24 protein-coding genes are annotated in these 21,294 nt (G+C 59.8%); 14 read left to right on the top strand and 10 right to left on the bottom strand.

Features of this window, described 5'->3' with window-relative positions:
• Nucleotides 1-448: 448 nt before the first annotated feature.
• Nucleotides 449-643, top strand: a complete 195-nt coding sequence (locus tag PRI8871_RS14865; protein WP_108887029.1) for a helix-turn-helix domain-containing protein — start codon at nucleotides 449-451, stop codon at nucleotides 641-643.
• A 40-nt stretch (nucleotides 644-683) separates the two neighbouring features.
• On the opposite strand, the gene carB is transcribed toward PRI8871_RS14865, so the two are convergent.
• The gene (carB, locus tag PRI8871_RS14860; RefSeq protein ID WP_108887028.1) at nucleotides 684-4,016 is read right to left on the bottom strand and encodes a carbamoyl-phosphate synthase large subunit; all 3,333 of its coding nucleotides are present in this window, start codon (nucleotides 4,014-4,016) and stop codon (nucleotides 684-686) included.
• Between the two features lie 292 nt (nucleotides 4,017-4,308).
• Here carB and aspS point away from each other — a divergent pair, with 292 nt between their 5' ends.
• Nucleotides 4,309-6,090 carry an aspartate--tRNA ligase gene (gene aspS, locus PRI8871_RS14855; protein ID WP_108887027.1) on the top strand — a complete coding sequence of 594 codons (1,782 nt, stop codon included), beginning with the start codon at nucleotides 4,309-4,311 and terminating at the stop codon, nucleotides 6,088-6,090.
• Nucleotides 6,091-6,231: 141 nt separating this feature from the next.
• Here the strand turns inward: aspS and PRI8871_RS14850 are convergent, their stop codons facing one another.
• Nucleotides 6,232-6,708 carry a hemerythrin domain-containing protein gene (locus tag PRI8871_RS14850; protein WP_108887099.1) on the bottom strand — a complete coding sequence of 159 codons (477 nt, stop codon included), beginning with the start codon at nucleotides 6,706-6,708 and terminating at the stop codon, nucleotides 6,232-6,234.
• 135 nt (nucleotides 6,709-6,843) lie between these two features.
• Here PRI8871_RS14850 and PRI8871_RS14845 point away from each other — a divergent pair, with 135 nt between their 5' ends.
• Nucleotides 6,844-7,563, top strand: coding sequence for a GNAT family N-acetyltransferase (locus PRI8871_RS14845; protein WP_108887026.1), 720 nt, complete (start codon nucleotides 6,844-6,846; stop codon nucleotides 7,561-7,563).
• Here the strand turns inward: PRI8871_RS14845 and PRI8871_RS14840 are convergent.
• The gene (locus PRI8871_RS14840; RefSeq protein ID WP_108887025.1) at nucleotides 7,560-8,273 is read right to left on the bottom strand and encodes a response regulator; all 714 of its coding nucleotides are present in this window, start codon (nucleotides 8,271-8,273) and stop codon (nucleotides 7,560-7,562) included. The genes PRI8871_RS14845 and PRI8871_RS14840 overlap by 4 nt on opposite strands.
• Before the next feature lie 132 nt (nucleotides 8,274-8,405).
• On the opposite strand from PRI8871_RS14840, the gene mce reads away from it, so the two are divergent.
• Both mce and PRI8871_RS14830 read left to right on the top strand, forming a co-directional pair.
• Nucleotides 8,406-8,810 carry a methylmalonyl-CoA epimerase gene (gene mce / locus PRI8871_RS14835; RefSeq protein WP_108887024.1) on the top strand — a complete coding sequence of 135 codons (405 nt, stop codon included), beginning with the start codon at nucleotides 8,406-8,408 and terminating at the stop codon, nucleotides 8,808-8,810.
• Between the two features lie 87 nt (nucleotides 8,811-8,897).
• Nucleotides 8,898-9,194 carry a DUF1467 family protein gene (locus tag PRI8871_RS14830; protein ID WP_108887023.1) on the top strand — a complete coding sequence of 99 codons (297 nt, stop codon included), beginning with the start codon at nucleotides 8,898-8,900 and terminating at the stop codon, nucleotides 9,192-9,194.
• On the opposite strand, the gene PRI8871_RS14825 is transcribed toward PRI8871_RS14830, so the two are convergent.
• Together PRI8871_RS14825 and PRI8871_RS14820 are read right to left on the bottom strand one after the other, a co-directional pair.
• On the bottom strand, nucleotides 9,124-9,849 hold the full coding sequence (locus PRI8871_RS14825) for an EI24 domain-containing protein (RefSeq protein ID WP_108887022.1): 726 nt from the start codon (nucleotides 9,847-9,849) through the stop codon (nucleotides 9,124-9,126). The genes PRI8871_RS14830 and PRI8871_RS14825 overlap by 71 nt on opposite strands.
• Nucleotides 9,846-10,424 (bottom strand): nitroreductase family protein, encoded by a 579-nt coding sequence (locus PRI8871_RS14820; RefSeq protein ID WP_108887098.1) that lies wholly within the window; start codon nucleotides 10,422-10,424, stop codon nucleotides 9,846-9,848. The genes PRI8871_RS14825 and PRI8871_RS14820 overlap by 4 nt, the downstream gene beginning before the upstream one ends.
• A gap of 101 nt (nucleotides 10,425-10,525) precedes the next feature.
• Between PRI8871_RS14820 and PRI8871_RS14815 the strand changes: the two genes are divergently transcribed.
• Nucleotides 10,526-10,780 (top strand): DUF167 domain-containing protein, encoded by a 255-nt coding sequence (locus PRI8871_RS14815; protein ID WP_108887021.1) that lies wholly within the window; start codon nucleotides 10,526-10,528, stop codon nucleotides 10,778-10,780.
• Here the strand turns inward: PRI8871_RS14815 and PRI8871_RS14810 are convergent.
• Nucleotides 10,777-11,010 carry a DUF8831 family protein gene (locus tag PRI8871_RS14810; RefSeq protein WP_108887020.1) on the bottom strand — a complete coding sequence of 78 codons (234 nt, stop codon included), beginning with the start codon at nucleotides 11,008-11,010 and terminating at the stop codon, nucleotides 10,777-10,779. The two genes, PRI8871_RS14815 and PRI8871_RS14810, sit on opposite strands and share 4 nt — an antisense overlap.
• Before the next feature lie 111 nt (nucleotides 11,011-11,121).
• Between PRI8871_RS14810 and PRI8871_RS14805 the strand changes: the two genes are divergently transcribed.
• The 4 genes from PRI8871_RS14805 (at nucleotide 11,122) to PRI8871_RS14790 (ending at nucleotide 12,732) form a co-directional block, all read left to right on the top strand.
• A complete protein-coding gene (locus tag PRI8871_RS14805) occupies nucleotides 11,122-11,832 on the top strand; it encodes a M48 family metalloprotease (RefSeq protein WP_108887019.1) in 711 nt (236 codons plus the stop codon).
• 83 nt (nucleotides 11,833-11,915) lie between these two features.
• Complete coding sequence (locus PRI8871_RS14800) at nucleotides 11,916-12,173, top strand: DUF6455 family protein (protein ID WP_108887018.1); 258 nt, start codon at nucleotides 11,916-11,918, stop codon at nucleotides 12,171-12,173.
• The gene (locus PRI8871_RS14795; protein WP_181389483.1) at nucleotides 12,170-12,472 is read left to right on the top strand and encodes a DUF6455 family protein; all 303 of its coding nucleotides are present in this window, start codon (nucleotides 12,170-12,172) and stop codon (nucleotides 12,470-12,472) included. The genes PRI8871_RS14800 and PRI8871_RS14795 overlap by 4 nt, the downstream gene beginning before the upstream one ends.
• Entirely contained in the window at nucleotides 12,469-12,732 is a 264-nt protein-coding gene (locus tag PRI8871_RS14790; RefSeq protein ID WP_108887017.1) for a DUF6455 family protein, read from the top strand. The genes PRI8871_RS14795 and PRI8871_RS14790 overlap by 4 nt, the downstream gene beginning before the upstream one ends.
• Nucleotides 12,733-12,735: 3 nt before the next feature.
• On the opposite strand, the gene serB is transcribed toward PRI8871_RS14790, so the two are convergent.
• Nucleotides 12,736-13,602, bottom strand: a complete 867-nt coding sequence (gene serB, locus PRI8871_RS14785) for a phosphoserine phosphatase SerB (RefSeq protein ID WP_108887016.1) — start codon at nucleotides 13,600-13,602, stop codon at nucleotides 12,736-12,738.
• A 323-nt stretch (nucleotides 13,603-13,925) separates the two neighbouring features.
• Here serB and PRI8871_RS14780 point away from each other — a divergent pair, with 323 nt between their 5' ends.
• Nucleotides 13,926-15,071 (top strand): phosphoserine transaminase, encoded by a 1,146-nt coding sequence (locus tag PRI8871_RS14780; RefSeq protein ID WP_108887015.1) that lies wholly within the window; start codon nucleotides 13,926-13,928, stop codon nucleotides 15,069-15,071.
• Between the two features lie 100 nt (nucleotides 15,072-15,171).
• Nucleotides 15,172-16,770 (top strand): phosphoglycerate dehydrogenase, encoded by a 1,599-nt coding sequence (serA, locus tag PRI8871_RS14775; protein ID WP_108887014.1) that lies wholly within the window; start codon nucleotides 15,172-15,174, stop codon nucleotides 16,768-16,770.
• A gap of 52 nt (nucleotides 16,771-16,822) precedes the next feature.
• Here the strand turns inward: serA and PRI8871_RS14770 are convergent, their stop codons facing one another.
• Nucleotides 16,823-17,194, bottom strand: coding sequence for a hypothetical protein (locus PRI8871_RS14770; protein WP_108887013.1), 372 nt, complete (start codon nucleotides 17,192-17,194; stop codon nucleotides 16,823-16,825).
• On the bottom strand, nucleotides 17,191-17,652 hold the full coding sequence (locus tag PRI8871_RS14765; RefSeq protein ID WP_108887012.1) for a cupin domain-containing protein: 462 nt from the start codon (nucleotides 17,650-17,652) through the stop codon (nucleotides 17,191-17,193). The genes PRI8871_RS14770 and PRI8871_RS14765 overlap by 4 nt, the downstream gene beginning before the upstream one ends.
• A 154-nt stretch (nucleotides 17,653-17,806) precedes the next feature.
• Here PRI8871_RS14765 and PRI8871_RS14760 point away from each other — a divergent pair, with 154 nt between their 5' ends.
• A complete protein-coding gene (locus tag PRI8871_RS14760) occupies nucleotides 17,807-18,742 on the top strand; it encodes a LysR family transcriptional regulator (RefSeq protein WP_108887011.1) in 936 nt (311 codons plus the stop codon).
• A gap of 74 nt (nucleotides 18,743-18,816) precedes the next feature.
• On the top strand, nucleotides 18,817-19,536 hold the full coding sequence (locus PRI8871_RS14755) for a metallophosphoesterase family protein (RefSeq protein ID WP_108887010.1): 720 nt from the start codon (nucleotides 18,817-18,819) through the stop codon (nucleotides 19,534-19,536).
• Here the strand turns inward: PRI8871_RS14755 and PRI8871_RS14750 are convergent.
• Nucleotides 19,483-21,282 carry a SulP family inorganic anion transporter gene (locus tag PRI8871_RS14750; RefSeq protein WP_108887009.1) on the bottom strand — a complete coding sequence of 600 codons (1,800 nt, stop codon included), beginning with the start codon at nucleotides 21,280-21,282 and terminating at the stop codon, nucleotides 19,483-19,485. The two genes, PRI8871_RS14755 and PRI8871_RS14750, sit on opposite strands and share 54 nt — an antisense overlap.
• Nucleotides 21,283-21,294: the final 12 nt, after the last annotated feature.

Here is a 21,294-nt window from a genome sequence, read left to right as displayed (position 1 = left end):
TGAGGGGGATGTGGAGGGGTGGAGAATATCCAAATGACCTCGGCAAAATGGGAAACGTCTATTGACTTCGATTAAAACGATTCGGTTAAAACTCACTCCATTTTGGCCGTTAGGAATGGCTCCCACCGTTAAGAAGTCAAACCCAAGAAAGTGTTGTCCACGTGCGCGGCACAAAAAGGGAACGAAAACCTGTTACCCTTCAAAGGGTTACTACATCTTGTAGGGAAGTTCGCGAACAGATCGCAGGTATAGACGGAAAAAATGCTTTTTAACCAGATACCAGAGACGTAAAATAAAAAAGGTCGCAGGATGTACAAGATCCTGCGACCTAAATGCTAACCGCCGTTGCGCGACAGTTTTTCGTGAATTCACTCTTAGCATTTTGCACGGAGTGTTTGCACAGTCAAGCTGTTTGCCTGCGGCATCCAAAATACGAAGGATTTAATCAATGGCAAATCGACGACCGAGCCACGCGCTGACGTTCAACGACGCTATCGAAATTTGCGAGCTATACCTAGCAGGCGAATTTCAAAATCGTATCGCGGCCAAGTTCGATGTGAACCCAGGTCGCGTAAGCGAAGTTATCAAAGGCCGTAAATTCATCGGCGCAATGCAACAGGCTATTGCAAAGAAGCAGTCGTAAGGCTGCAAGTCCCTCGGCCAAAGGTCGAGGGACAACAACCTCACCCCTGAAGCGACTTGACCACCAGTTCGCCCTCTTCGCGGGCTTTCATGGCCAGAGCGGCGGCGTGGGCGCCTGCTGCGGTCGTGAAGTAGGGGATCTTGTCATAGAGCGCGACCGAGCGGATTTCGCGGCTGTCCTCGACCGACGCCGCGCCCTCGGTGGTGTTCATGACCAGCTGGATGCCGCCGTTCTTCATCAGGTCAACGATGTTCGGACGGCCCTCATAGACCTTCTTCACCGTCTCACAGGCGATGCCGCGATCCGCAAGGAAGGCCGCGGTTCCGCCGGTGGCGACGATGGTAAAGCCCAGATCCACAAGGATCTGCGCGGCCTCGGCGATATCGTCCGTTTTGTCGTCTTCCTTGACCGAGAAGAACACCGAGCCTTCGGTCGGCAGGTGGGTGCCAGCGCCCAGCTGCGCCTTGAGGAAGGCGCGCGGGAAGCTGCGATCCCAGCCCATCACCTCACCGGTCGAGCGCATTTCCGGCCCAAGGATCGTGTCCACACCCGGGAAACGGGCGAAGGGCAGAACGGCCTCTTTGACCGAGAACCACGGGGTTTTCGGATCGGCCAGCGTGTTCGGGTCAGCCATCGGCACGTCGCTGTCATAATCCGCGTTGGGATCATAGGGCGCGCGCATCGGGAAGGCGGTCAGCTTTTCACCGGCCATGACGCGGGCCGCGATTGAGGCAATCGCGCTGTCGGTGGCTTTGGCGACGAAGGGCACGGTGCGCGAGGCACGCGGGTTCACTTCGATCAGGTAGATCTCGTCGTTCTTGATCGCGAACTGGACGTTCATCAGGCCGACCACGTGCAGCGCCTTGGCCAGCTCGACGGTTTGAACCTTGATCCGCTCCAGCATGTCATCGGACAGCGAGTAGGGCGGCAGCGAGCACGCCGAATCGCCCGAGTGAACGCCGGCCTCTTCGATGTGCTGCATGATGCCCGCCACATGCACCTGTTCGCCGTCGCAGATCGCGTCGACGTCAAGTTCCGTCGCGCCCGAGAGGTAGCTATCAAGCAGAACGGGGCTGTCGCCCGACACAACCACGGCGTCGCGGATGTAGCGGCGCAGCTGGTCCATATCGCGGACGATTTCCATAGCGCGGCCGCCCAGAACGTAGGACGGGCGGATCACCAGCGGGAAGCCGATGCTTTCGGCGATTTCCAGCGCCTGCGCGTCGGTCGCGGCGATGCCGTTTCGCGGCTGCTTCAGGCCAAGCTGGTTGACCAGAGCCTGGAAGCGTTCGCGGTCTTCGGCAAGGTCAATCGCGTCCGGCGTGGTGCCAAGGATCGGAATGCCTTCGGCCTCAAGCGCGTTGGCCAATTTCAGCGGGGTCTGGCCGCCGAACTGCACGATCACACCGTGCAGGGTGCCGTTTTCTTGTTCAACCCGCAGGATTTCCATCACGTGTTCAAACGTCAGCGGTTCGAAATACAGGCGGTCCGAGGTGTCATAGTCGGTCGACACGGTCTCGGGGTTGCAGTTGACCATGATGGTCTCATACCCAGCTTCGGTCAGCGCGAAACAGGCGTGACAGCAGCAATAGTCAAACTCGATGCCCTGACCAATCCGGTTGGGGCCACCGCCAAGGATGACAACCTTTTTCTTGTCGCTGGGGCGCGATTCACACTCGACCTCACCCATCATCGGGGCTTCGTAGGTGGAATACATGTAGGGGGTCTGCGCTTCGAATTCGGCGGCGCAGGTGTCGATGCGCTTGAAGACCGCGTTCACGCCAACGGACTGACGACGCTTGCGCACGTCCTTTTCGCTGAAGCCGGTCAGGATCGCCAGACGCGCGTCGGTGAAGCCCATCATCTTGAGCGCGCGCAACCCGTCCGCATCGGTCGGCAGGCTATTGGCGCGGATCTCTTCTTCGGCTTCGATGATCTCGCGAATGCGGGCCAGGAACCACGGGTCAAACGCGGTGGCGCCGATGATTTCGGCATCAGTCAGGCCGTGACGCATGGCTTGCGCGATGGTGCGCAGGCGATCCGGGGTTTGCAGGCTGATCGCTTTGATCACAGCGGATTTCTCGGGGGCGCCTTCGATTTCGACCTCGTCAAAACCAGTCAGGCCCGATTCCATCGAGGCCAGAGCCTTTTGAACCGACTCGTGGAAGGTCCGGCCAATCGACATCGCCTCACCCACCGATTTCATGGCGGTGGTCAGGTAGGGCTTGGCGCCGGGGAATTTCTCAAAGGCGAATTTGGGGATCTTGGTGACAACATAGTCAATGCTCGGCTCAAAGGAAGCCGGGGTAACCTTGGTGATATCGTTGTCCAATTCGTCCAACGTATAGCCCACGGCCAGCTTGGCGGCGATTTTCGCAATCGGGAAACCGGTTGCCTTAGACGCCAGCGCAGACGAGCGCGACACGCGCGGGTTCATTTCGATCACGACCATGCGGCCATCGGCGGGGTTCACGGCCCATTGCACGTTCGAGCCACCGGTTTCCACGCCGATTTCGCGCAGAACGGCGATCGAGCCGTTGCGCATGATCTGGTATTCTTTGTCGGTCAGGGTCAGCGCCGGGGCCACGGTGATCGAGTCGCCGGTGTGCACGCCCATCGGGTCCACGTTTTCGATGGAACAAACAATGATGGCGTTGTCCGCTTTGTCGCGCACCACTTCCATCTCATACTCTTTCCAGCCCAGCAGCGATTCATCGACCAAGATCTGGCTAACCGGCGAGGCATCCATGCCCGTGCGGCAGAAATGGATGTAATCTTCGCGGTTGTAGGCCACACCGCCGCCCGTACCGCCAAGGGTAAAGGCCGGACGGATGATCGCGGGCAGGCCGATGTTGTCCAGCTCATCCAGCGCGATTTTCACCCCAGCTTCCAGATCGGGCTTGCCGTTTGCCTTCTTCGGTGCGGTGACGATGGTCGCCTTGGGGTTTTCAAGGCCGATGCGGTCCATCGCTTCGCGGAACAATTTGCGGTCTTCGGCCATTTCGATGGCGGGGCGCTTGGCGCCGATCATCTCAACGCCGAACTTCTCAAGCACGCCCATTTCTTCAAGGGCCAGCGAGGTGTTCAGGCCGGTCTGGCCGCCCATCGTCGGCAGCAGCGCGTCGGGGCGCTCTTTCTCGATGATCTTGGCGACCACCTCGGGGGTAATCGGCTCAATATACGTGGCGTCGGCCAGTTCCGGGTCGGTCATGATCGTCGCCGGGTTGGAGTTGACCAGAATGACGCGATAACCTTCTTCGCGCAGCGCTTTACAGGCTTGGGCACCGGAGTAGTCAAACTCACACGCCTGCCCGATCACAATGGGACCGGCGCCGATGATCATGATGGACTTGATATCGGTACGTTTGGGCATGGCAGACCTCGCAGAACGGCATGGGGAAGCAGAGCGGTGACTCGCACCGGCTCGCAAATTGTTGGGGGTTATAGCCAGCCCCCGCCGGGGCGCAAGAGGCCGAAAGACAGTTTTCCGGTCGAAGTCCGGTCAGGCCCCTTTTGCGCCGCTATCAAAAGACAGACAAACCCGCCGAAATGCCCCTCAATGAGCGATTTGATGCAAAACCCGGCGCATTCCCTTGACTTCGAAGCCTATCACGGGTGTATCGGCGCAAACCTTCCATCCGCACGTAAAATGCAGAGGCGACATCATGCACGCGTATCGCAGCCACACCTGCGCCGATCTGAACAAATCCAACGTGGGCGACACCGTCCGCCTGTCTGGTTGGGTGCACCGCATCCGCGATCACGGCGGCATCCTTTTCGTTGACCTGCGCGATCACTACGGCATCACTCAGGTGCTGTGCGACCCGGACAGCCCGGTGTTTTCCGAAATGGAAAAGGTGCGCAGCGAATGGTGTGTCCGCATCGACGGCACCGTCAAAGCGCGTGACGAAAGCCTTGTGAACTCCAAGATCCCGACCGGCGAAATCGAAGTATTCGTCCGTGATCTGGAAATCCTTGGCAAAGCCGACGAACTGCCGCTGATCGTGTTCGGCGATCAGGAATACCCGGAAGAAACCCGCCTCAAGTATCGCTACCTCGACCTGCGCCGCGAAGCGATGCAGTCGAACATGACCCTGCGCTCGGACGTTGTTGCCTCGATGCGCCGCCGCATGTGGGACATAGGTTTCCGCGAATTCCAGACGCCGATCATCACCGCCTCGTCGCCGGAAGGTGCGCGTGATTTCCTCGTGCCGTCGCGTCTGCATCCGGGCAAGTTCTACGCCCTGCCCCAAGCGCCGCAGCAGTTCAAACAGCTGATCATGGTGTCGGGCTACGACAAATATTTCCAGATCGCGCCCTGCTTCCGTGACGAAGACCCGCGCGCCGACCGTTCGCCGACCGACTTCTACCAGCTTGACCTTGAGATGAGCTTTGTCACCCAGCAAGACGTGTTCGACACGATCTCGCCGGTGCTGGCAGGCGTGTTCGAAGAATTCGGCGGTGGCAAGAAAGTCGACGCGCCGAACGAATGGCCGCAGATTTCCTACGCCGACGCGGCCAAATGGTACGGCACCGACAAGCCCGACCTGCGCAACCCGATCAAGATGCAGGTCGTGTCGGAACATTTCGCGGGCTCCGGCTTTGCGATCTTCGCCAAACTGCTGGAACAAGAAGGCACCGAAATCCGCGCCATTCCCGCCCCGACGGGCGGCAGCCGCAAGTTCTGTGACCGCATGAACGCCTTCGCCCAGAAAGAGGGCCTGCCGGGCATGGGCTATATCTTCTGGCGCGATCAGGGCAACGGACTTGAGGCGGCTGGCCCGCTGGCCAAGAACATCGGCCCGGAACGTACCGAAGCCATTCGTCAGCAGCTGGGTCTGGACGTGGGCGACGCAGCCTTCTTCCTCGGCGGCAAGCCGAAGGCCTTTGAAAAGGTTGCCGGTAAGGCGCGCGACGTCATCGGCGAAGAACTGGGCCTGACCGACAAGGACCGTTTCGCCTTTGCGTGGATCGTGGATTTCCCGATCTACGAACAGGACGAAGAATCGGGTGATATCGATTTCGAACACAACCCGTTCTCAATGCCGCAGGGCGGTATGGATGCGCTGAACGGCGATCCGCTGGCGGTCAAAGGCTTCCAATACGATCTGGCATGTAACGGTTATGAGCTGGTGTCCGGCGCGATCCGGAACCACAAGCCCGAGATCATGGTCAAAGCCTTCGAACTGGCAGGCTATGGCGAAGAAGAGGTGAAAAACCGCTTTGGTGCCTTGTTCAACGCCTTCCACTACGGCGCACCGCCGCACGGTGGCTGCGCGGCCGGTATTGACCGGATCGTGATGCTGCTGGCTGGCACGTCGAACATCCGCGAAGTCATCATGTTCCCGATGAACCAGCGCGCCGAAGATCTGATGATGAACGCACCGTCGGACCCGTCGTCCGATCAGCTGATGGAACTGTCGCTGCGGGTCATCCCGCAGGATTGATCATGCGCATCATTTGAACTCGAAACGCCGGCCAAAAGGTCGGCGTTTTTCATTTGGCAGCGGGCAGTTGCGGCGCGGGGGCACCACAACAGGCACGGCGAGGTAAGCCGACCAGGATCGCCCGGCCCGCCGCCAAAACCGTCAATCTTCAAGCGCGTCCTCTTTCTTTTTCTCGACCAAGCCGCGCTCTTGTTCTTTGCGTTTCAGAAACCGTTCGCCGTAGCCTTTGATCTCGTCTTGCTTGATCACCTCACGGGCGCGGGTGAACACCTCATCCTCTTCTTCCTCGATGTGGTGTTCGTAGTCGTGGCGCAGCTCTTTGAACTTTTGCAGCCAAGCGCCGTTGCCCATGTCCATGTCGTTCAGCTCTTCCATCAGATCATCCAGCTTCTGGTGCTCATGAACGGAATGACGGGCCGAATCCTGACCCCATGTCTTGCTGATCAGCTTGGAATAAAACGTTTCTTCTTCGGCGGCCGCGTGGCTTTTGACGTCGCAGTAGAACTGCTGCCAAGCCTTTTGACGCGCCTCGCTGGCGCCGGTGGTGTCGGCAATGGACTGCAACAGGGCGCGATGTTCGTCATGGTCGGCTTTGATCGCCTGATAGATATCGGTCATTTTGAAATCTCCTTGCTTGCCTGCCCAACGCACGGTCGCGCCCAAGGTTCCGGCGCGATGCGCAATTTCCATGCAGTTGATTGACAAGCCCGCCCGCTTCCCGCCTTCTGTCTGCCAAGCAAATTGAGGATCGCCATGACAACCGACCGCCCGTTGGGGCCACTTGTTCCCAATTGGACGCCGCCGCCCCGGCCAGAGCCTATGGTCCTGAAAGGCCGGTATTGCCACTTGGAACCGCTTCGGGCCGACGCCCATGCCGCGATGTTGTTCAATGCCTTCAACGGTCATGACTGGCTGTGGGATTACATGCCGCAAGGCCCGTTCCATTCGGCGGCGCAATACCACCGTTGGGTCAAAGAGACCGAGGCGCAGTCGAATGACCTGTTCTTTGCGATCCGCGAACACGCGGGCAAACCTGCCCTTGGCGTGGCGTCTTTGATGCGGATTTTCCCTGCCGATGGCACGATTGAGCTGGGCAACATCTGTATCAGCCCTGCGCTGCAACGCACCCGCGCGACGACCGAGGCGTTTTACAAGCTGATGGAGTGGTGTTTCAACGCGGGCTATCGCCGGTTTGAGTGGAAGTGTAATGCGCTGAACATGCCGTCCCGCCGCGCGGCGCAACGGCTGGGCCTGAGTTATGAAGGCGTGTTCCGCCAAGCGCTTGTCATCAAAGGGCGCAACCGTGACACCGCATGGTTTGCCGCTATTGATAGCGATTGGCCCGCGCTGAAATCAGCGTTCGAAACATGGTTGGATCCGCGCAATTTCACCGCCGATGGCGACCAAATCGAAAGCCTGAGTGATCTGACCCGTTTGGTCCGTGTTAGCAGCGATCCGGCACTCAGCGCCTAAATCGCAAGCCGGTCTTCGACACGGGCGTCGACGCACCCGGCCAGCCGGTTGATTGCGGCCTGCATCTTTGCCGCATCATCGGCCTGCGTCAGCATGGCAACGGCGTCTTGTAGCCCGGTGTCCCCCGCAGCCCGCGCAACCCCGGCTGCGAAATGCTGAACATAGGTCAGATCACCGGGGGTACACGGCCCCGATAGAACCGCCGCGATATGTTCCATATCTTCGCGATAGGCGATCGGGTCGGGCGTGATCGTTTCATCCACCACCAGCCGCGCACGCAGGGGGCGCAGCGTTTCGGGAAGCGCGGCCAGAACCTCGGCCTGAAAGGCGGCGACGTTCAGAACCGGCTTGGCCAAGAACTGATCCGCGCCGGCGGCTATGGCAATGTCGGCAGCGAAGACATCACCGCTGGTGCCAATGATGGCAGGAATGCGCGGCGATGCTGCGGCCAATTCGGCAATCAGGTCTGTGCCATCCCCATCCGGCAGGCCCAGATCAACAATCACAACCGTCGGCTGGTACACCTGAAGATGCCGCCGGGCCGAGCGCAGACAATCCGCCCGACGGATGCGTGCCCCGCTACGCAGACATAGCAGGCGCATGGCGTCACAGGCATAGCGGCTATCTTCAACCACCAGAATCGTCATGCCCAGAAGGGGCCGCGTGGGGGTGGCGCGATGCAATGGATCGAAGTGTTCAAGTTCTGTCATCGTCCTCTCCTTGCCGAGTCGGGGATAAGGATGCGGCGAATAGCGCTAACAAGCGGTTAATGGGCGCATCCTGCTTGCGCCAAGGTTTTCGCACATGCAGAAAGTACCGAACCGCAGCAGGAGGAGACCCACATGATCGGTCGTTTGAACCACGTCGCCATCGCCGTACCCGACCTAGAGGCCGCCGCAGACCAGTACCGCAATGCGCTGGGTGCCAAGGTTGGCGCGCCGCAGGATGAACCCGACCACGGGGTGACCGTGATCTTCATCGAACTGCCCAACACCAAGATCGAACTGCTGTATCCGCTGGGCGATGCAAGCCCGATCCAAGGCTTCCTTGATAAGAATCCCGCAGGCGGCATCCACCACATCTGCTATGAGGTCGATGACATCATCGCCGCACGTGACCACCTGCAAGCCACCGGTGCCCGCGTTCTGGGCACGGGCGAGCCGAAAATCGGCGCGCATGGCAAGCCGGTTCTGTTCCTGCATCCCAAAGACTTCAACGGCTGCTTGGTCGAACTGGAACAGGTCTAAGCCTAGCCTATCTAACGAACGGCGCCCGGCCTGTTGGCCCGGCGCCGTTTTGCGTTATATGGCATTCAGTCCTGAAAGGAGCCACCCATGGCCATCACATCCGCCATCGTTCTGTATGCCGTCATCTGGTTCATGACGTTCCTGATCGTCATCCCCTTCCGCCTGCAAACCCAGGGCGATCTGGGCAAGGTGACCGAAGGCACCCATGCGGGCGCCCCCGAGCATCATCACCTTAAGAAGAAGGCCTGGATCACCACCGGCCTTGCGGCTGTGCTTTGGGCGATCATTGCGGGGATCATCGTTTCGGGGCTGATTACCGTGAAGGATATCGACCTGTTCCACCGGATGGGGCCTGGCTCTGCAACCCATGGTACAAATGGGTAAAGGTCGCCGCGCCCAGAATTGGGATCAGCAGGTTGATCAGCGGAAATGACAGCGGCACGGCCATCAAAATACCGGCCAGCCAGATTTTCAGCGCATAGCGGCGGCGCAGGGCCTTTGCGCCCTCGCGCCCGATACGGCGCATTGCGGCTAGAGTGAAGTATTCACGGCCCAGCAGAAATCCGTTCAGCCCCCAAAAGATGAACGGCGCAAGCGGCGCGAAGATCGCATAAAGCAACAGCGCCAGCACGTTTGCCCCAATCAGCACCCCCAGAAAGTTCACCGTATCGCGCAGCGCCTCTCCGAAGGGGACAGGCGTGGCGGGCGGCAGGTGCGGGTAGTGTTTATCCTCAACGGCTTGGGCAACTTCATCCAGAAACATCGACGTGATCGCCGAAGCAACTGGCACCATCAGGAACACCGATAGCAAGGTCATCAACAGAAGCGAGCTCCAGCTGACCAAATCGTTGATCCAATGCACCTCACCAATCAGGGGCAGGGTCGAACTTGCCGGTAAGGCCCATTGCAAAAAGGCCAGAAACGCCGCGTAGAAGGCCACCAAAAGCGCAAAGGCCAAGACGATGCCAAGGAACAAGACCTTGCGAAAGCGCGGGTCACCGATCTGACCCAAAGCCCGCAGGAATGACGAAAAGATCATTCCGAGACCCAAGCCACGACGGCATCCAGATCCGGGCGCGGCCGCTCGGGCGGGGCGCTGGTTTCCGTGCCGATATGAATGAACCCGGCAATGCGCTCATCCGCGGACAGGCCAAGCGCTTGGCTGCGGAATTCCGCGTCATGCGACACCCAACCCGACAGCCAGTTCGCGCCCCAACCACTGGCCAGCGCGGCATTCAACAGCGCAAGGCAAACGGCGCCAGCCGAATAGGTTTGTTCGATCGCCGGAACCTTAGGGCTGGTTTTTTGCACTTCGATCACCGCCACGCACAGATGGCTGTCGTCAAACTGCTGGCGGGCTTTGGCAACATCGGGTTCGGGTTTATCCAAGGCCTTGGCGCGCGCCTCAGCGGCATCGGCAAGACGCGTCAGCGCCGCGCCTTCCAGCACAATAAAGCGCCACGGTTCCAACTTGCCATGATCCGGGGTGCGGGCCGCCGCCGTCAGGATGGGCATCAACGCCTCTTTGCTGGGCGCGGGTCCGGTCAGCGTTTTGGCAGGGCGCGACCGGCGGGTCAGCAGAAAATCAAGCGCGGCAGGGTTGGGCGTGGGCATAAATGACTCCAAATTGTTTGGCCCATATGTCAGGCCCGCGCCGCCGTGTTTCAAGCGTCAAATGCGTGGATTGCCGTGAAAACGCGTGCTAATCCCAGAACATGGCCGATCCTGATCTGACCCACCTTGCCCAAGTCGGCACCGAAATTGCGATCCGCGTAACGCCCAAGGCATCGCGCAATCGCATCACTTTGGAAGACGATCAGATCCGGGTTTATGTCACGGTGCTGCCCGAAGACGGCAAAGCAAATGCCGCCGTTCAGAAGTTGTTGGCCAAACATATGGGGCTGGCCAAATCGCGCCTTGCGCTGATTCGAGGGGCGACATCGCGCGATAAGGTGTTTCGCGTCGATTAATCCTCGGCCCGTTGATAGACGCCTTCCGGCATCTCTATCGCCACGGCCAAATCGCGCATTTGCGAAATCGACAGGGTGATTTTGTTCACCCGATCTTCGCGCGGATCATATTGTTCGACGGTGATACATTCGGCGAAGGTGTTCACCACAATATCTTCCTGCAAGGGCGCCTCGCCCTCATCGACAAGCGTGACGACCGTGCTGTCAAATTCGTGCTCGATGCTGAACATATCAAAATCCTATCGCCGCGCGTTTTACTTTGCCAGTCTGGGTGCTCTCGGGCTGGAAGATCGGCAGACCTGAGCCTAGATTATCAGCGAATTCAGGGGAAAGGAATCGCTATGCGCTGGATTGCAACGGTGGTGGCAGGGCTGTCATTGACGGGCTGCGTCACGATCACGGAACCGGTGCAGCAATCGGCCCCGCAGGCGGCCCCATCTGCCCAAAGCAATGAGGCCGTCGCCCGTCAGGCCGCCGCGATCTTTCAAGAGGTGGTCACGCGCGTTGAACCCGTGGCCGAAGCTGAATGTACCCGATTGGCCCCCCGGTCCAACTGCGACTATCAGATCGTCATTGATGACCGCCCCGGACAGGCTCCCAACGCCTTTCAGACGCTGACAGAATCGGGCCGCCCGATCATCGCTTTCAACATTCCGCTGCTGCTAAGTGTGCGCAATTCGCACGAATTGGCCTTTGTCATGGGCCATGAAGCCGCGCACCATATCGCCGGGCACATCGCCCGCACCCAGCAAAACGCCGCCGTCGGCGCGGTGATCTTTTCGGGCCTTGCCGCCTTGGGCGGGGCCGATGCCAGCGCCGTTCGGTCTGCTGAACAATTGGGCGCGACGATCGGGGCGCGAACCTATTCAAAGGATTACGAATTGCAGGCCGATGTTCTGGGCACCCGGATTGCGGCCACCGCGGGCTATGATCCCCGGATCGGCGTGCGGTTCTTCGATCAGCTAGAAGATCCCGGCAACCTGTTCCTAGGCACGCACCCGCCGAACGCCAAACGGGTCGAAGCCGTGAACCAAGCGGCCGCCGCGCTCTGACCCGCATGGGTTGACCTGCGTCAAAGGCAACGCGCCAAGCCACTGATACCCTCGCTGCATTCATACCATTCAGCGAGGGACCAATGACTTCCACGAAAACATTGCGCCGCCACGCCGCTCTTGTCGATTCGATGGCCAATACGCTTGGCATCGACCTTCAGGAACAGGCCCTTCGTGGCAACCTGCCCATTTCCGAAATCGAAGACGCCGTTCTGCGCTGCACGGGCTGCACACAGCCTGACGCTTGTGAACATTGGCTGGCCACCCGCTCCGGGGTTGAGCCTGAAACCCCAAGCTATTGCCGCAACTCGGACCTATTCGAAGACCTGAGGCTGCGATGAAACTGAAGCGCAAAGACAACCCGTTTCAGCCCATCGGGGATGAGACCGAACATTACTGGCTGGCCCAACGAATGGCCAAAGCCACGGGCACCGATTTGGTCGGCGCGATGGAAGACAAAGCCATCAACCAAGAAGACTGGGCCGAAATGGTCCACCGCTGTCAGGGCTGTGAATGGACCTGTGGCTGCAAGGACTGGCTGAATATTCCGACCGATGGTGCAAGGGACGTTCCCACGACCTGCGTCAACCATCGCCGGTTTGAGCAGTTGCGCAAAACCTACAAGGCAGAAGACCAATGATTATGCATCTTGGCGACCCGGTTCATCATTTCTGGCTGACCCGCAGCGTGGCGCGGGTCTTGGGCCTCAACCTCGCCGACGAAATGCGCAGCGGGCATCTGTCCGAAAAGGACTATGCTGGCATGATCACACGTTGCCGAACCTGCCCTCATGTCGCGGCCTGCCAGGAATGGCTGTCGGATTGCCATGCCGGCGGCACCGCACCTCTGGCCGAGTGCCGCAACTCAGATCTGCTGACCGCTCTGCGCCAACCGCACTGAAGCCTAGACGAAATCGCCCTTGGCATAGCCCTGAAGGAACAGAAGCGCGGTCAGATCGCCGTGGTTCACCCGAATGTCGCATTCCGCCTGAACCGACGGCTTGGCGTGCAAGGCCACACCCAGACCGGCGCGGCCCAGCATGCCCAGATCGTTTGCCCCGTCGCCCACGGCGATCACGTCCGCCTCAGTGATGCCCAACCGTGCGGTGATTTCCTCCAAGGCTTGCACCTTGGCTTCACGCCCCAGAATGGGCCGCCCGACTTCGCCGGTCAGTGCGCCATCTTGGGCAATCAGCGTGTTGGCGCGATTTTCGTCAAAGCCCAACGCCTCGGCCACCTTGGCCGTAAAGGCCGTGAACCCGCCCGACACCAGCGCCGCATGCCCGCCTGCCGCCTTCATCGTGGCAATCAGGGATTTGCCGCCCGGCATAAAGGTGATCCGTTCGGCCAGAACCTTGGCGATGATCGCCTCGGGCTGACCGCGCAGCAATCCAACCCGTTCGGTCAAGGCGCCTTCGAAATCCAGCTCGCCATTCATGGCACGCGCAGTGATGTCTTTCACCCGTGCGCCAACGCCTGCTTCATCGGCTAGTTCGTCAATGCATTCTTGCTGAATCATCGTGCTGTCCATATCGGCCAGCAACATCCGCTTGCGCCGCCCATCAACGGGCAGAACGTTCAGATCAACGCCAACCTTTTGCAGATCCGCCCAGACATCGCGGAAATTGTTCGGAACCGCCTCAACGGGGAATTCCGCCGCCTCATCCACGGCCAGCCAATCCGCGTCACCGCCGCCCCAAGCATTGCGCAGCGATTCCACCAACGCCACTTCCAGCGCACCGGGTTTTGCGATCAAGACGGCAACGAACATAGGGCTCTCCTGATTTCAGATCGTCCCGGCCCTCCTACCCGGTGGCGTGCCAAACTGCCACCCCAACTTATGCCTGAACCGGCGCCAAACACTGCGCCCCGCCCGAGGGTTCGACCATAGGTCGCGCCCGAGATATCCAGCGCGCGCATCGCGCGCCCTGCTGGATCACAGGTTTCCGATCCGCTCCATTCTCGGGCCACGCGGGCTGAAATGCGTCACTTTGGGCCAATTTTCCGACTTGCGAGTCGCCCAAAGCCCCCGTACATGCGTCAGCGGGACACTCCTCCCCAACGAGGAGCGACTATCTGTAAGGGTACTACAAAATGGCTATCGAAGCACCGGCAACGCGCCCGGCCAATCCGCGTTTCTCCTCTGGCCCCTGCGCCAAAATCCCCACATTCGAATTGAACAAACTGTCGGACGCCGCTCTTGGGCGCTCGCACCGCGCCGCGATCGGCAAGGCCAAACTGAAGGCCGCCATCGAAGAAACGCGCGAGCTGCTCGGCGTGCCTGCCGACTACCGCATCGGCATCGTGCCCGCCTCGGACACTGGCGCCGTCGAAATGGCCATGTGGTCGCTGCTTGGTGCCCGTAAGGCCGAAATGCTGGCTTGGGAATCCTTCGGGGCCGGCTGGGTCACCGATGTTGTGAAACAGCTGAAAATCGACGCCGAAACCAAGACCGCCGAATATGGCGACATCGTTGATTTCGCGACTGTCGATTTCAACAATGACGTGGTCTTCACCTGGAACGGCACCACCTCGGGCGTGCGCGTTCCCAACGGTGATCTAATCCCCGCCGACCGCGAAGGCCTGACCATCTGCGACGCCACCTCGGCCGCTTTCGCGATGGACCTGCCCTGGGACAAGCTCGACGTAACCACCTTTTCGTGGCAGAAGGTTCTGGGCGGCGAAGCGGCCCACGGCATGTTGATCCTGTCGCCCCGCGCGGTTGAACGTCTTGAATCCTACACCCCCGCGTGGCCCATGCCGAAGATTTTCCGCATGACCAAAGGCGGCAAGCTGATCGAAGGCATCTTCGTTGGCGAAACCATCAACACCCCGTCGATGCTGGCTGTCGAAGACTACCTCGTCGCACTGGACTGGGCCCGTTCGGTGGGCGGCCTACAAGGTCTGATCGACCGCGCAACCGCCAATGCCAAAGCGATCTGGGACTTCTGCGAAACCCGCGACTGGATCGCGAACCTGGCCAATGACGACGCGACCCGTTCTAACACGTCTGTTTGCCTGAAGTTCACCGACGACCGCATCAAAGACGGCGCAGCCTTTGCCAAGGCCGTGGCCAAGCGTCTTGAGAAAGAGGGCGCAGCCCTTGATATCGGCGCTTATCGCGATGCACCCGCCGGTCTGCGGATCTGGTGCGGCGGCACGGTCGAAACCTCGGATATCGAAGCACTCCTGCCGTGGCTGGAGTGGGCCTTCGAAGCCGAGATCGCGGCGCAAGCCTAAGAACGGTGTGGTGGGCGCCCAAGCCCACCCTTTCCTGCATCCAACACGTAGGGTGGGTTTTTAACCCACCGCTCCCGTATATCCATAAAGGACCAATCCCATGGCCCCCAAAGTTCTGATTTCCGACAAACTGTCCGACGCCGCCGTCCAGATCTTCCGCGACCGCGGCATTGACGTCGACTTCATGCCCGAACTTGGCAAAGACAAGGAAAAGCTGGCTGAAATCATCGGCAACTACGATGGTCTGGCGATCCGTTCGGCGACCAAAGTCACCCCGACGATCCTTGAGCACGCCACCAACCTGAAGGTCGTTGGCCGCGCCGGTATCGGCACCGACAACGTCGACAAAGAAGCCGCCTCCAAGCACGGCGTGATCGTCATGAACACGCCCTTCGGCAACATGATCACCACCGCTGAACATGCCATTGCGATGATGTTCGCCGTGGCCCGCCAAATCCCCGAAGCCTCGGCTTCGACCCATGCGGGCAAGTGGGAAAAGTCGAAGTTCATGGGGGTTGAGCTGACTGGCAAAACCCTTGGCGTCATCGGCGCAGGCAACATCGGTGGCATCGTTTGCGATCGCGCCCGTGGCCTGAAAATGAAAGTGGTCGCGTTCGACCCCTTCCTGTCGGAAGAAAAAGCGAAGACCATGCAGGTTGAGAAGGTCGACGATCTGGACGATCTGCTGAAGCGCGCTGATTTTATCACGCTGCACGTTCCGCTGACCGATGGCACCCGCAACATTCTGAGCCGTGAAAACCTCGCCAAGACCAAGAAAGGCGTGCGCATCATCAACTGTGCCCGCGGCGGTCTGGTTGACGAAGAAGCACTGGCCGACGCGCTGAAGTCGGGTCACGTTGCTGGCGCGGCCTTCGACGTGTTCGCCGAAGAGCCTGCCAAAGAAAACGTTCTGTTCAACCTGCCGAATGTGGTCTGCACCCCGCACCTTGGCGCATCGACCACCGAAGCGCAGGAAAACGTTGCCCTGCAAGTGGCCGAACAGATGGCAGACTACCTGCTGACCGGCGCTGTTCAGAACGCGCTGAACATGCCGTCCGTGACCGCCGAAGAAGCCAAGGTCATGGGTCCGTGGATCGAACTGTCGGGCCACCTGGGCAACTTCATCGGTCAGATGACCGACGATCCGATCAAAGCGATCAACGTTCTGTACGATGGCTCGGTTGCCGAGATGAACCTCGATGCGCTGAACTGCTCGGTCATCGCGGGCATCATGAAGTCGGTGAACCCCGACGTGAACATGGTTTCGGCCCCTGTTGTCGCGAAAGAGCGTGGCATCCAGATCTCGACCACCAATCAGGAAAAGTCGGGCGCGTTTGATGGCTACATCAAAGTGACCGTTGTGACTGAATCGCGTGAGCGTTCGATCGCTGGCACCGTGTTCTCGGATGGCAAGCCGCGCTTCATCCAGATCAAGGGCATCAACATCGACGCAGAAGTCGGTGCCAACATGATCTACACCACCAACAACGACGTTCCGGGCATCATCGGCACGCTGGGTGGCATCATGGGTCAGCACGGCGTGAACATTGCCAACTTTACCCTTGGCCGCAAAGCCGCCGCTGGCGAAGCCATTGCGATCCTCTACATCGACGAGCCTGTTCCCGCCGCCGTCGTGGATGAGCTGAAGAAAACCGGCCTGTTCCAGCAGGTCAAGCCGCTGGCCTTCGACGTCAAGTAAGCGCCGGATCGGACAACGCTAACGCCGCCCCTTTCGGGCGGCGTTTTTCGTTTCAGGCGCGGCTGCGATTCAGGATCATCACCACCAGAAAACACAGCATCGACAAGATGCTCAGGACCGACCCAAGCTTGGCCATCGCCTCGCCGGTTTGGCGCAGCGCCGACACAATGCCCGGCACGATCACGATCAACCCCACTGCTGCCAGGGCGAAATGCACCTTGGCCAGCATCGTTTCCGCCGCGCGCGGCACCAGGTGATAATACACCCCGAAAATCGAGAGCGAGACCCAGCCAAGCAGGTTCAAATGCGCGTGTGCGGGGGACAGGGCATGATTGCCGGATGCCGACATCTGGATGCCCCAAGCCATGCCAATCAACGCCGAAACCGCCGCCAGAGCCATAAAATAGAACGCGATCCCCTTCATAGCCCTGCCTCCTCGGCCGTTAGCGGGCCGCCGACGAAATCCATGCTGTGGTCTTTGCCAATGGCACCAATCGTGGGCAGATCCTCGGGGATTCGGCATTGACGCTTGGCCATTTCGGCAAAGAAATTCTCAAATCCGCCGGGGGTCAGAATGACCAGATGGCGGCAGGGTTGATCGCCGAAAATCTGGAATGTGTGCGCCTTGCCACGCGGGATAAACGCCGCTTCGCCCGGCCCTTTGGTGAACACCTCGCCGTCAATCCAGAACGTCGCCTCGCCGGTCAGGATGAAAAACGCCTCATCCTCTTTGTGGTGAATATGGCGGGGCGGGCCGCTTAGGGGCGGGCTGACGCTATCGGTGATCGACATCGCACCGCCGGTTTCTTCGGTGCTGAGGGCCGTTTTATAGAGCACGCCATTCCAATCCATGGCACCTGGTCCAAGTATATGATCTTTCATAAAAACCTCCCTTCAAGGCATGACTTATCCGGTCGCGCAAACGCGGTACGGTCTTAATCTTTTCGGGGTTGCCCGGAATTCAGGGCGTAGAAAAAGCTTGCCGCAAAGCCGCGTATCGCGGAAATTAATTGTTGGTATATGAATTATAAACCTTATGAATTTTGCATCCTTTGATCTGAACCTGCTGCGCATTTTGGATGCGGTCCTTGCGACCGGGTCCACCACCGAAGCCGCCAACCGCGTTGGGCTGTCGCAGCCCGCCGTTTCCGCCGCCTTATCCCGGCTGCGCCATGCGTTGGATGATCCAATTTTGGTACGGCAGGGACGCCGCATGGTGCCGACCGATTACGCCACCGCCTTACACGGCCCGCTGCGCCGCGTTCTGGATGAAACCGAGGCGATGCTGACCGGACCCGCCGCCTTTGACCCCAAGACTGCCAAGGCGACCTTCAAGATCTCGGGCGCGGATTTCTTCGCCGAATTGCTGATGCCGGATCTGGCCGACATCTGTCTGCGCGAAGCGCCGGGGGTTGTGCTGCAACTGGTCGAATTGGTGCCTGACAGCTACGTGTCATCGCTTGAACGGTATCAGGCCGATATGGCCCTGATCCCGGCGGAACCGATGCCCGATTACATCTCGGAGCAGTTTTTGTTTCACTCCAGCTTTGTTCCCATCGCGCGCAAAGGCCATCCACGCCTGAAACGGCTATCGCCCGGCGACACGATCCCGATCGATCTGTTCTGCGATCTGGGCCATGTGCTGTTTTCACCGGAGGGCAAACTGGCCGCCATGGGCGACAGCGCCTTGGCCAAGGTTGGCCGCTCGCGACGGGTGGTGATGACGCTGCCGGTGTTTCATGGCGTCTTGTCCACCGTTGCCCGCAGCGATCTGATCGCCTTGCTGCCCCACCAACTGGCCAAGGCCCAAGCCGCGAAAATGGGCTTTGATATATACGAAGCGCCAATGCCCGTGGCCCCGTCGAAACTGGTGAACATCTGGCACAGCCGCGCCGACAACAATCCGGCGCATCGCTGGCTGCGTGACCAGATTGCCCGCCTGATGGCCCCTTTTGACGATGGTCCGGGCTGAATGGCCCGCCAAGGGTTGCGCTAACGCTCACGTGGGTTACGTGTTGGGCCAAAGACGACATCCATAGGGTTTTCATGCAAACCATTTTTGCCATTGGCGATATTCACGGCCAAATCGATATGCTTCACCGCGCGCTTGAGACGATCGCGAAGGACGCCGACGCAGGTGCGCCTGTTGTCTTCCTAGGGGATTACGTGGACCGCGGACCAGACAGCCGCGCCGTGCTGGACCTGCTGATGCAAGGGCAAGCAGATGGCCTGCCTTGGACAGTGCTAAAGGGCAATCACGACCGCTATATGACGCGCTTTCTGGGCGATGCCGATTATCGCGACGCCAACACAACAAAAAATTACCACTGGTTGGACGCCCCCATTGGCGGGCGCAAAACCCTGGCGTCCTACGGTGTCGATGTAGATGACCGCCGAAGCCACGCCGACATTCAAGCAGACGCGCGTGAGGCGGTGCCGCAATCCCATGTGGATTACATCGAGGGCCTGCCGCTGATGCATGTCACCGATGATCAGATCTTTGTGCACGCGGGCATTCGCCCCGGTGTCGCGCTGGACGATCAGGTCGAGGATGATCTGATCTGGATTCGCAAAGGCTGGCTTGAGGATGAGCGCGACCATGGCCGCCTTGTGGTGCATGGGCATACCGCACTTGAAACGCCCCAGCACCATGGCAATCGCCTGAACTTGGATGGCGGAGCGGGCTACGGTCGCCCGCTCCTGCCTGCGCGGTTAGTCGGCCGCGACGCTTGGGTTCTCAACGCTTTCGGGCGCGCTCGGCTCTGAGATTTCGGAGCCGTGGATCGCCTTCATGGCCTGCCACGCATCCCACTGTGCCAGATAGACCTTGCCGGTCATCTCATAGAGGAAGTGGCTGCGCTGTAGGCGGTCCATCACCGGGCCTTTGACCTCAGACAGGTGAAGGTTGATCTTCATGTCTTTCAGCCGGTGGTTCAGGGCCTCAAGGCTTTCCAGCGCCGACAGGTCCAGTTCGTTCACCGCCGAACATTGCAGGATCACGTCCTTGATCGGCTCATCACAAACCACACGGTCGGCCACGTAATCCTCAAGGAAGCTGGCGTTGGCGAAGTAGAGCGATTCATCCACACGCAGCGACACAACGCCGGGAATGGTTTCCACCTTGTGACGCTTGATGTTGCGGAAGTGCTGCGTGTTCGGCACCAAGCCAACCTCGGCCACATGGGGGCGCGATGTTTTGTACAGGTGCAGACCGATCGACAGCAGAACCCCGGCAGAGACACCCACCTCAACCCCCGACCCGAGTGTCAGCAGGATCGTTGCGGCAACGGCGGCAAAATCGACCTTCGAATAGCCCCAAGCTTTGCTGAGGATCGAGAAATCAACAAGGCTGAGAACGGCGACGATGATCGTTGCGGCCAGCGTTGCCTTGGGCAGGAAATACAGCAGCGGGGTCAGAACAAGCGCCGCCAGCAGAATGCCGATGGCCGTGTAGGCGCCTGCTGCGGGGGTTTCCGCGCCGGCGTCATAGTTCACGACCGACCGCGCAAACCCGCCCGTAACCGGGTAACCACCGGTGACAGCCGCAGCCACGTTCGACGCGCCAAGGCCGATCAGTTCTTGGTCTGGCACAATGCGCTGACGTTTCTTGGCGGCAAGGGTCTTGGCGACCGACACCGATTCAACAAAACCGATGATCGAAATCAGCAGCGCCGATACGAACAGTTGCGACCAAATCTCGCCGTTCAGGCTGGGCAGGGTCAGCGGCGGCAGGCCCATCGGCACATCGCCAACGATGGCAACGCCGTGATTGTTCAGGCCAAAGATCACCGTCACCAAAGTCGTGGCCACAACGGCGGCAACCGGGCCGGCCTTGGCCAGAATGTCGGCCAGACGCGGCTTAACCCCATTGTTGAGCAGCATCGGCTTCAGGCCTTTGCGCACCCAGAACAGGAACCCGACCGAGAACACACCGATCAGCAACGTCAGAATGCTGGTTTCGCCCAGATGCGACAGCAGCGATCCGATCATGCCGATCAGGTTATGCCCTTCGGCTTTGATCCCGAAGATATGCTTTAGCTGGCTGGTTGCGATCAGAACACCCGACGCGGTGATGAAACCCGCAATCACAGGATGGCTCAGGAAGTTGGCCAGAAAGCCAAGCCGCAGAAAGCCCATCGCCAGCAGGATCGCGCCCGAGATGAAGGCAAGCGTTCCGGCGGCGATGGCGTATTCCGCCGGGGTCGCCAGACCAAGGTTGCCAACCGCCGCCGCCGTCATCAGCGACACAACGGCCACCGGTCCAACAGCCAGCGCGCGGCTGGTGCCAAAGATCGCATAGGCCACCAAGGGCAGGATCGATGCGTATAGCCCCATTTCAGCAGGCAGACCCGCCAGCAGCGCATAGGCCAGCGATTGCGGGATCAGCATAATCGTCACGATGACCGCCGCGACAACGTCGCTGGTCAGGGTGTCTTTGTTGTATGTTTTCGACCAGGTCAGGATCGGAAAATACCGTTCCAACGCGGCGCGAGAGGGGGCGAGCCGGTTCATGGGTCTTGTCCT

The sequence above is a fragment of the Pseudoprimorskyibacter insulae genome (assembly GCF_900302505.1).
GTDB lineage: Bacteria > Pseudomonadota > Alphaproteobacteria > Rhodobacterales > Rhodobacteraceae > Pseudoprimorskyibacter > Pseudoprimorskyibacter insulae.
Note: the sequence above shows the minus strand (reverse complement) of the source record. Positions and strands in the feature narration are given on the sequence as shown.

Bases quoted from the DNA above. Each gene is read 5' to 3' on its own strand.
- PRI8871_RS14865 (WP_108887029.1), top strand. From the start codon at position 449: ATGGCAAATCGACGACCGAGCCACGCGCTGACGTTCAACGACGCTATC.
- carB (WP_108887028.1), bottom strand. From the start codon at position 4,016: ATGCCCAAACGTACCGATATCAAGTCCATCATGATCATCGGCGCCGGT.
- aspS (WP_108887027.1), top strand. From the start codon at position 4,309: ATGCACGCGTATCGCAGCCACACCTGCGCCGATCTGAACAAATCCAAC.
- PRI8871_RS14850 (WP_108887099.1), bottom strand. From the start codon at position 6,708: ATGACCGATATCTATCAGGCGATCAAAGCCGACCATGACGAACATCGC.
- PRI8871_RS14845 (WP_108887026.1), top strand. From the start codon at position 6,844: ATGACAACCGACCGCCCGTTGGGGCCACTTGTTCCCAATTGGACGCCG.
- PRI8871_RS14840 (WP_108887025.1), bottom strand. From the start codon at position 8,273: ATGACAGAACTTGAACACTTCGATCCATTGCATCGCGCCACCCCCACG.
- mce (WP_108887024.1), top strand. From the start codon at position 8,406: ATGATCGGTCGTTTGAACCACGTCGCCATCGCCGTACCCGACCTAGAG.
- PRI8871_RS14830 (WP_108887023.1), top strand. From the start codon at position 8,898: ATGGCCATCACATCCGCCATCGTTCTGTATGCCGTCATCTGGTTCATG.
- PRI8871_RS14825 (WP_108887022.1), bottom strand. From the start codon at position 9,849: ATGATCTTTTCGTCATTCCTGCGGGCTTTGGGTCAGATCGGTGACCCG.
- PRI8871_RS14820 (WP_108887098.1), bottom strand. From the start codon at position 10,424: ATGCCCACGCCCAACCCTGCCGCGCTTGATTTTCTGCTGACCCGCCGG.
- PRI8871_RS14815 (WP_108887021.1), top strand. From the start codon at position 10,526: ATGGCCGATCCTGATCTGACCCACCTTGCCCAAGTCGGCACCGAAATT.
- PRI8871_RS14810 (WP_108887020.1), bottom strand. From the start codon at position 11,010: ATGTTCAGCATCGAGCACGAATTTGACAGCACGGTCGTCACGCTTGTC.
- PRI8871_RS14805 (WP_108887019.1), top strand. From the start codon at position 11,122: ATGCGCTGGATTGCAACGGTGGTGGCAGGGCTGTCATTGACGGGCTGC.
- PRI8871_RS14800 (WP_108887018.1), top strand. From the start codon at position 11,916: ATGACTTCCACGAAAACATTGCGCCGCCACGCCGCTCTTGTCGATTCG.
- PRI8871_RS14795 (WP_181389483.1), top strand. From the start codon at position 12,170: ATGAAACTGAAGCGCAAAGACAACCCGTTTCAGCCCATCGGGGATGAG.
- PRI8871_RS14790 (WP_108887017.1), top strand. From the start codon at position 12,469: ATGATTATGCATCTTGGCGACCCGGTTCATCATTTCTGGCTGACCCGC.
- serB (WP_108887016.1), bottom strand. From the start codon at position 13,602: ATGTTCGTTGCCGTCTTGATCGCAAAACCCGGTGCGCTGGAAGTGGCG.
- PRI8871_RS14780 (WP_108887015.1), top strand. From the start codon at position 13,926: ATGGCTATCGAAGCACCGGCAACGCGCCCGGCCAATCCGCGTTTCTCC.
- serA (WP_108887014.1), top strand. From the start codon at position 15,172: ATGGCCCCCAAAGTTCTGATTTCCGACAAACTGTCCGACGCCGCCGTC.
- PRI8871_RS14770 (WP_108887013.1), bottom strand. From the start codon at position 17,194: ATGAAGGGGATCGCGTTCTATTTTATGGCTCTGGCGGCGGTTTCGGCG.
- PRI8871_RS14765 (WP_108887012.1), bottom strand. From the start codon at position 17,652: ATGAAAGATCATATACTTGGACCAGGTGCCATGGATTGGAATGGCGTG.
- PRI8871_RS14760 (WP_108887011.1), top strand. From the start codon at position 17,807: ATGAATTTTGCATCCTTTGATCTGAACCTGCTGCGCATTTTGGATGCG.
- PRI8871_RS14755 (WP_108887010.1), top strand. From the start codon at position 18,817: ATGCAAACCATTTTTGCCATTGGCGATATTCACGGCCAAATCGATATG.
- PRI8871_RS14750 (WP_108887009.1), bottom strand. From the start codon at position 21,282: ATGAACCGGCTCGCCCCCTCTCGCGCCGCGTTGGAACGGTATTTTCCG.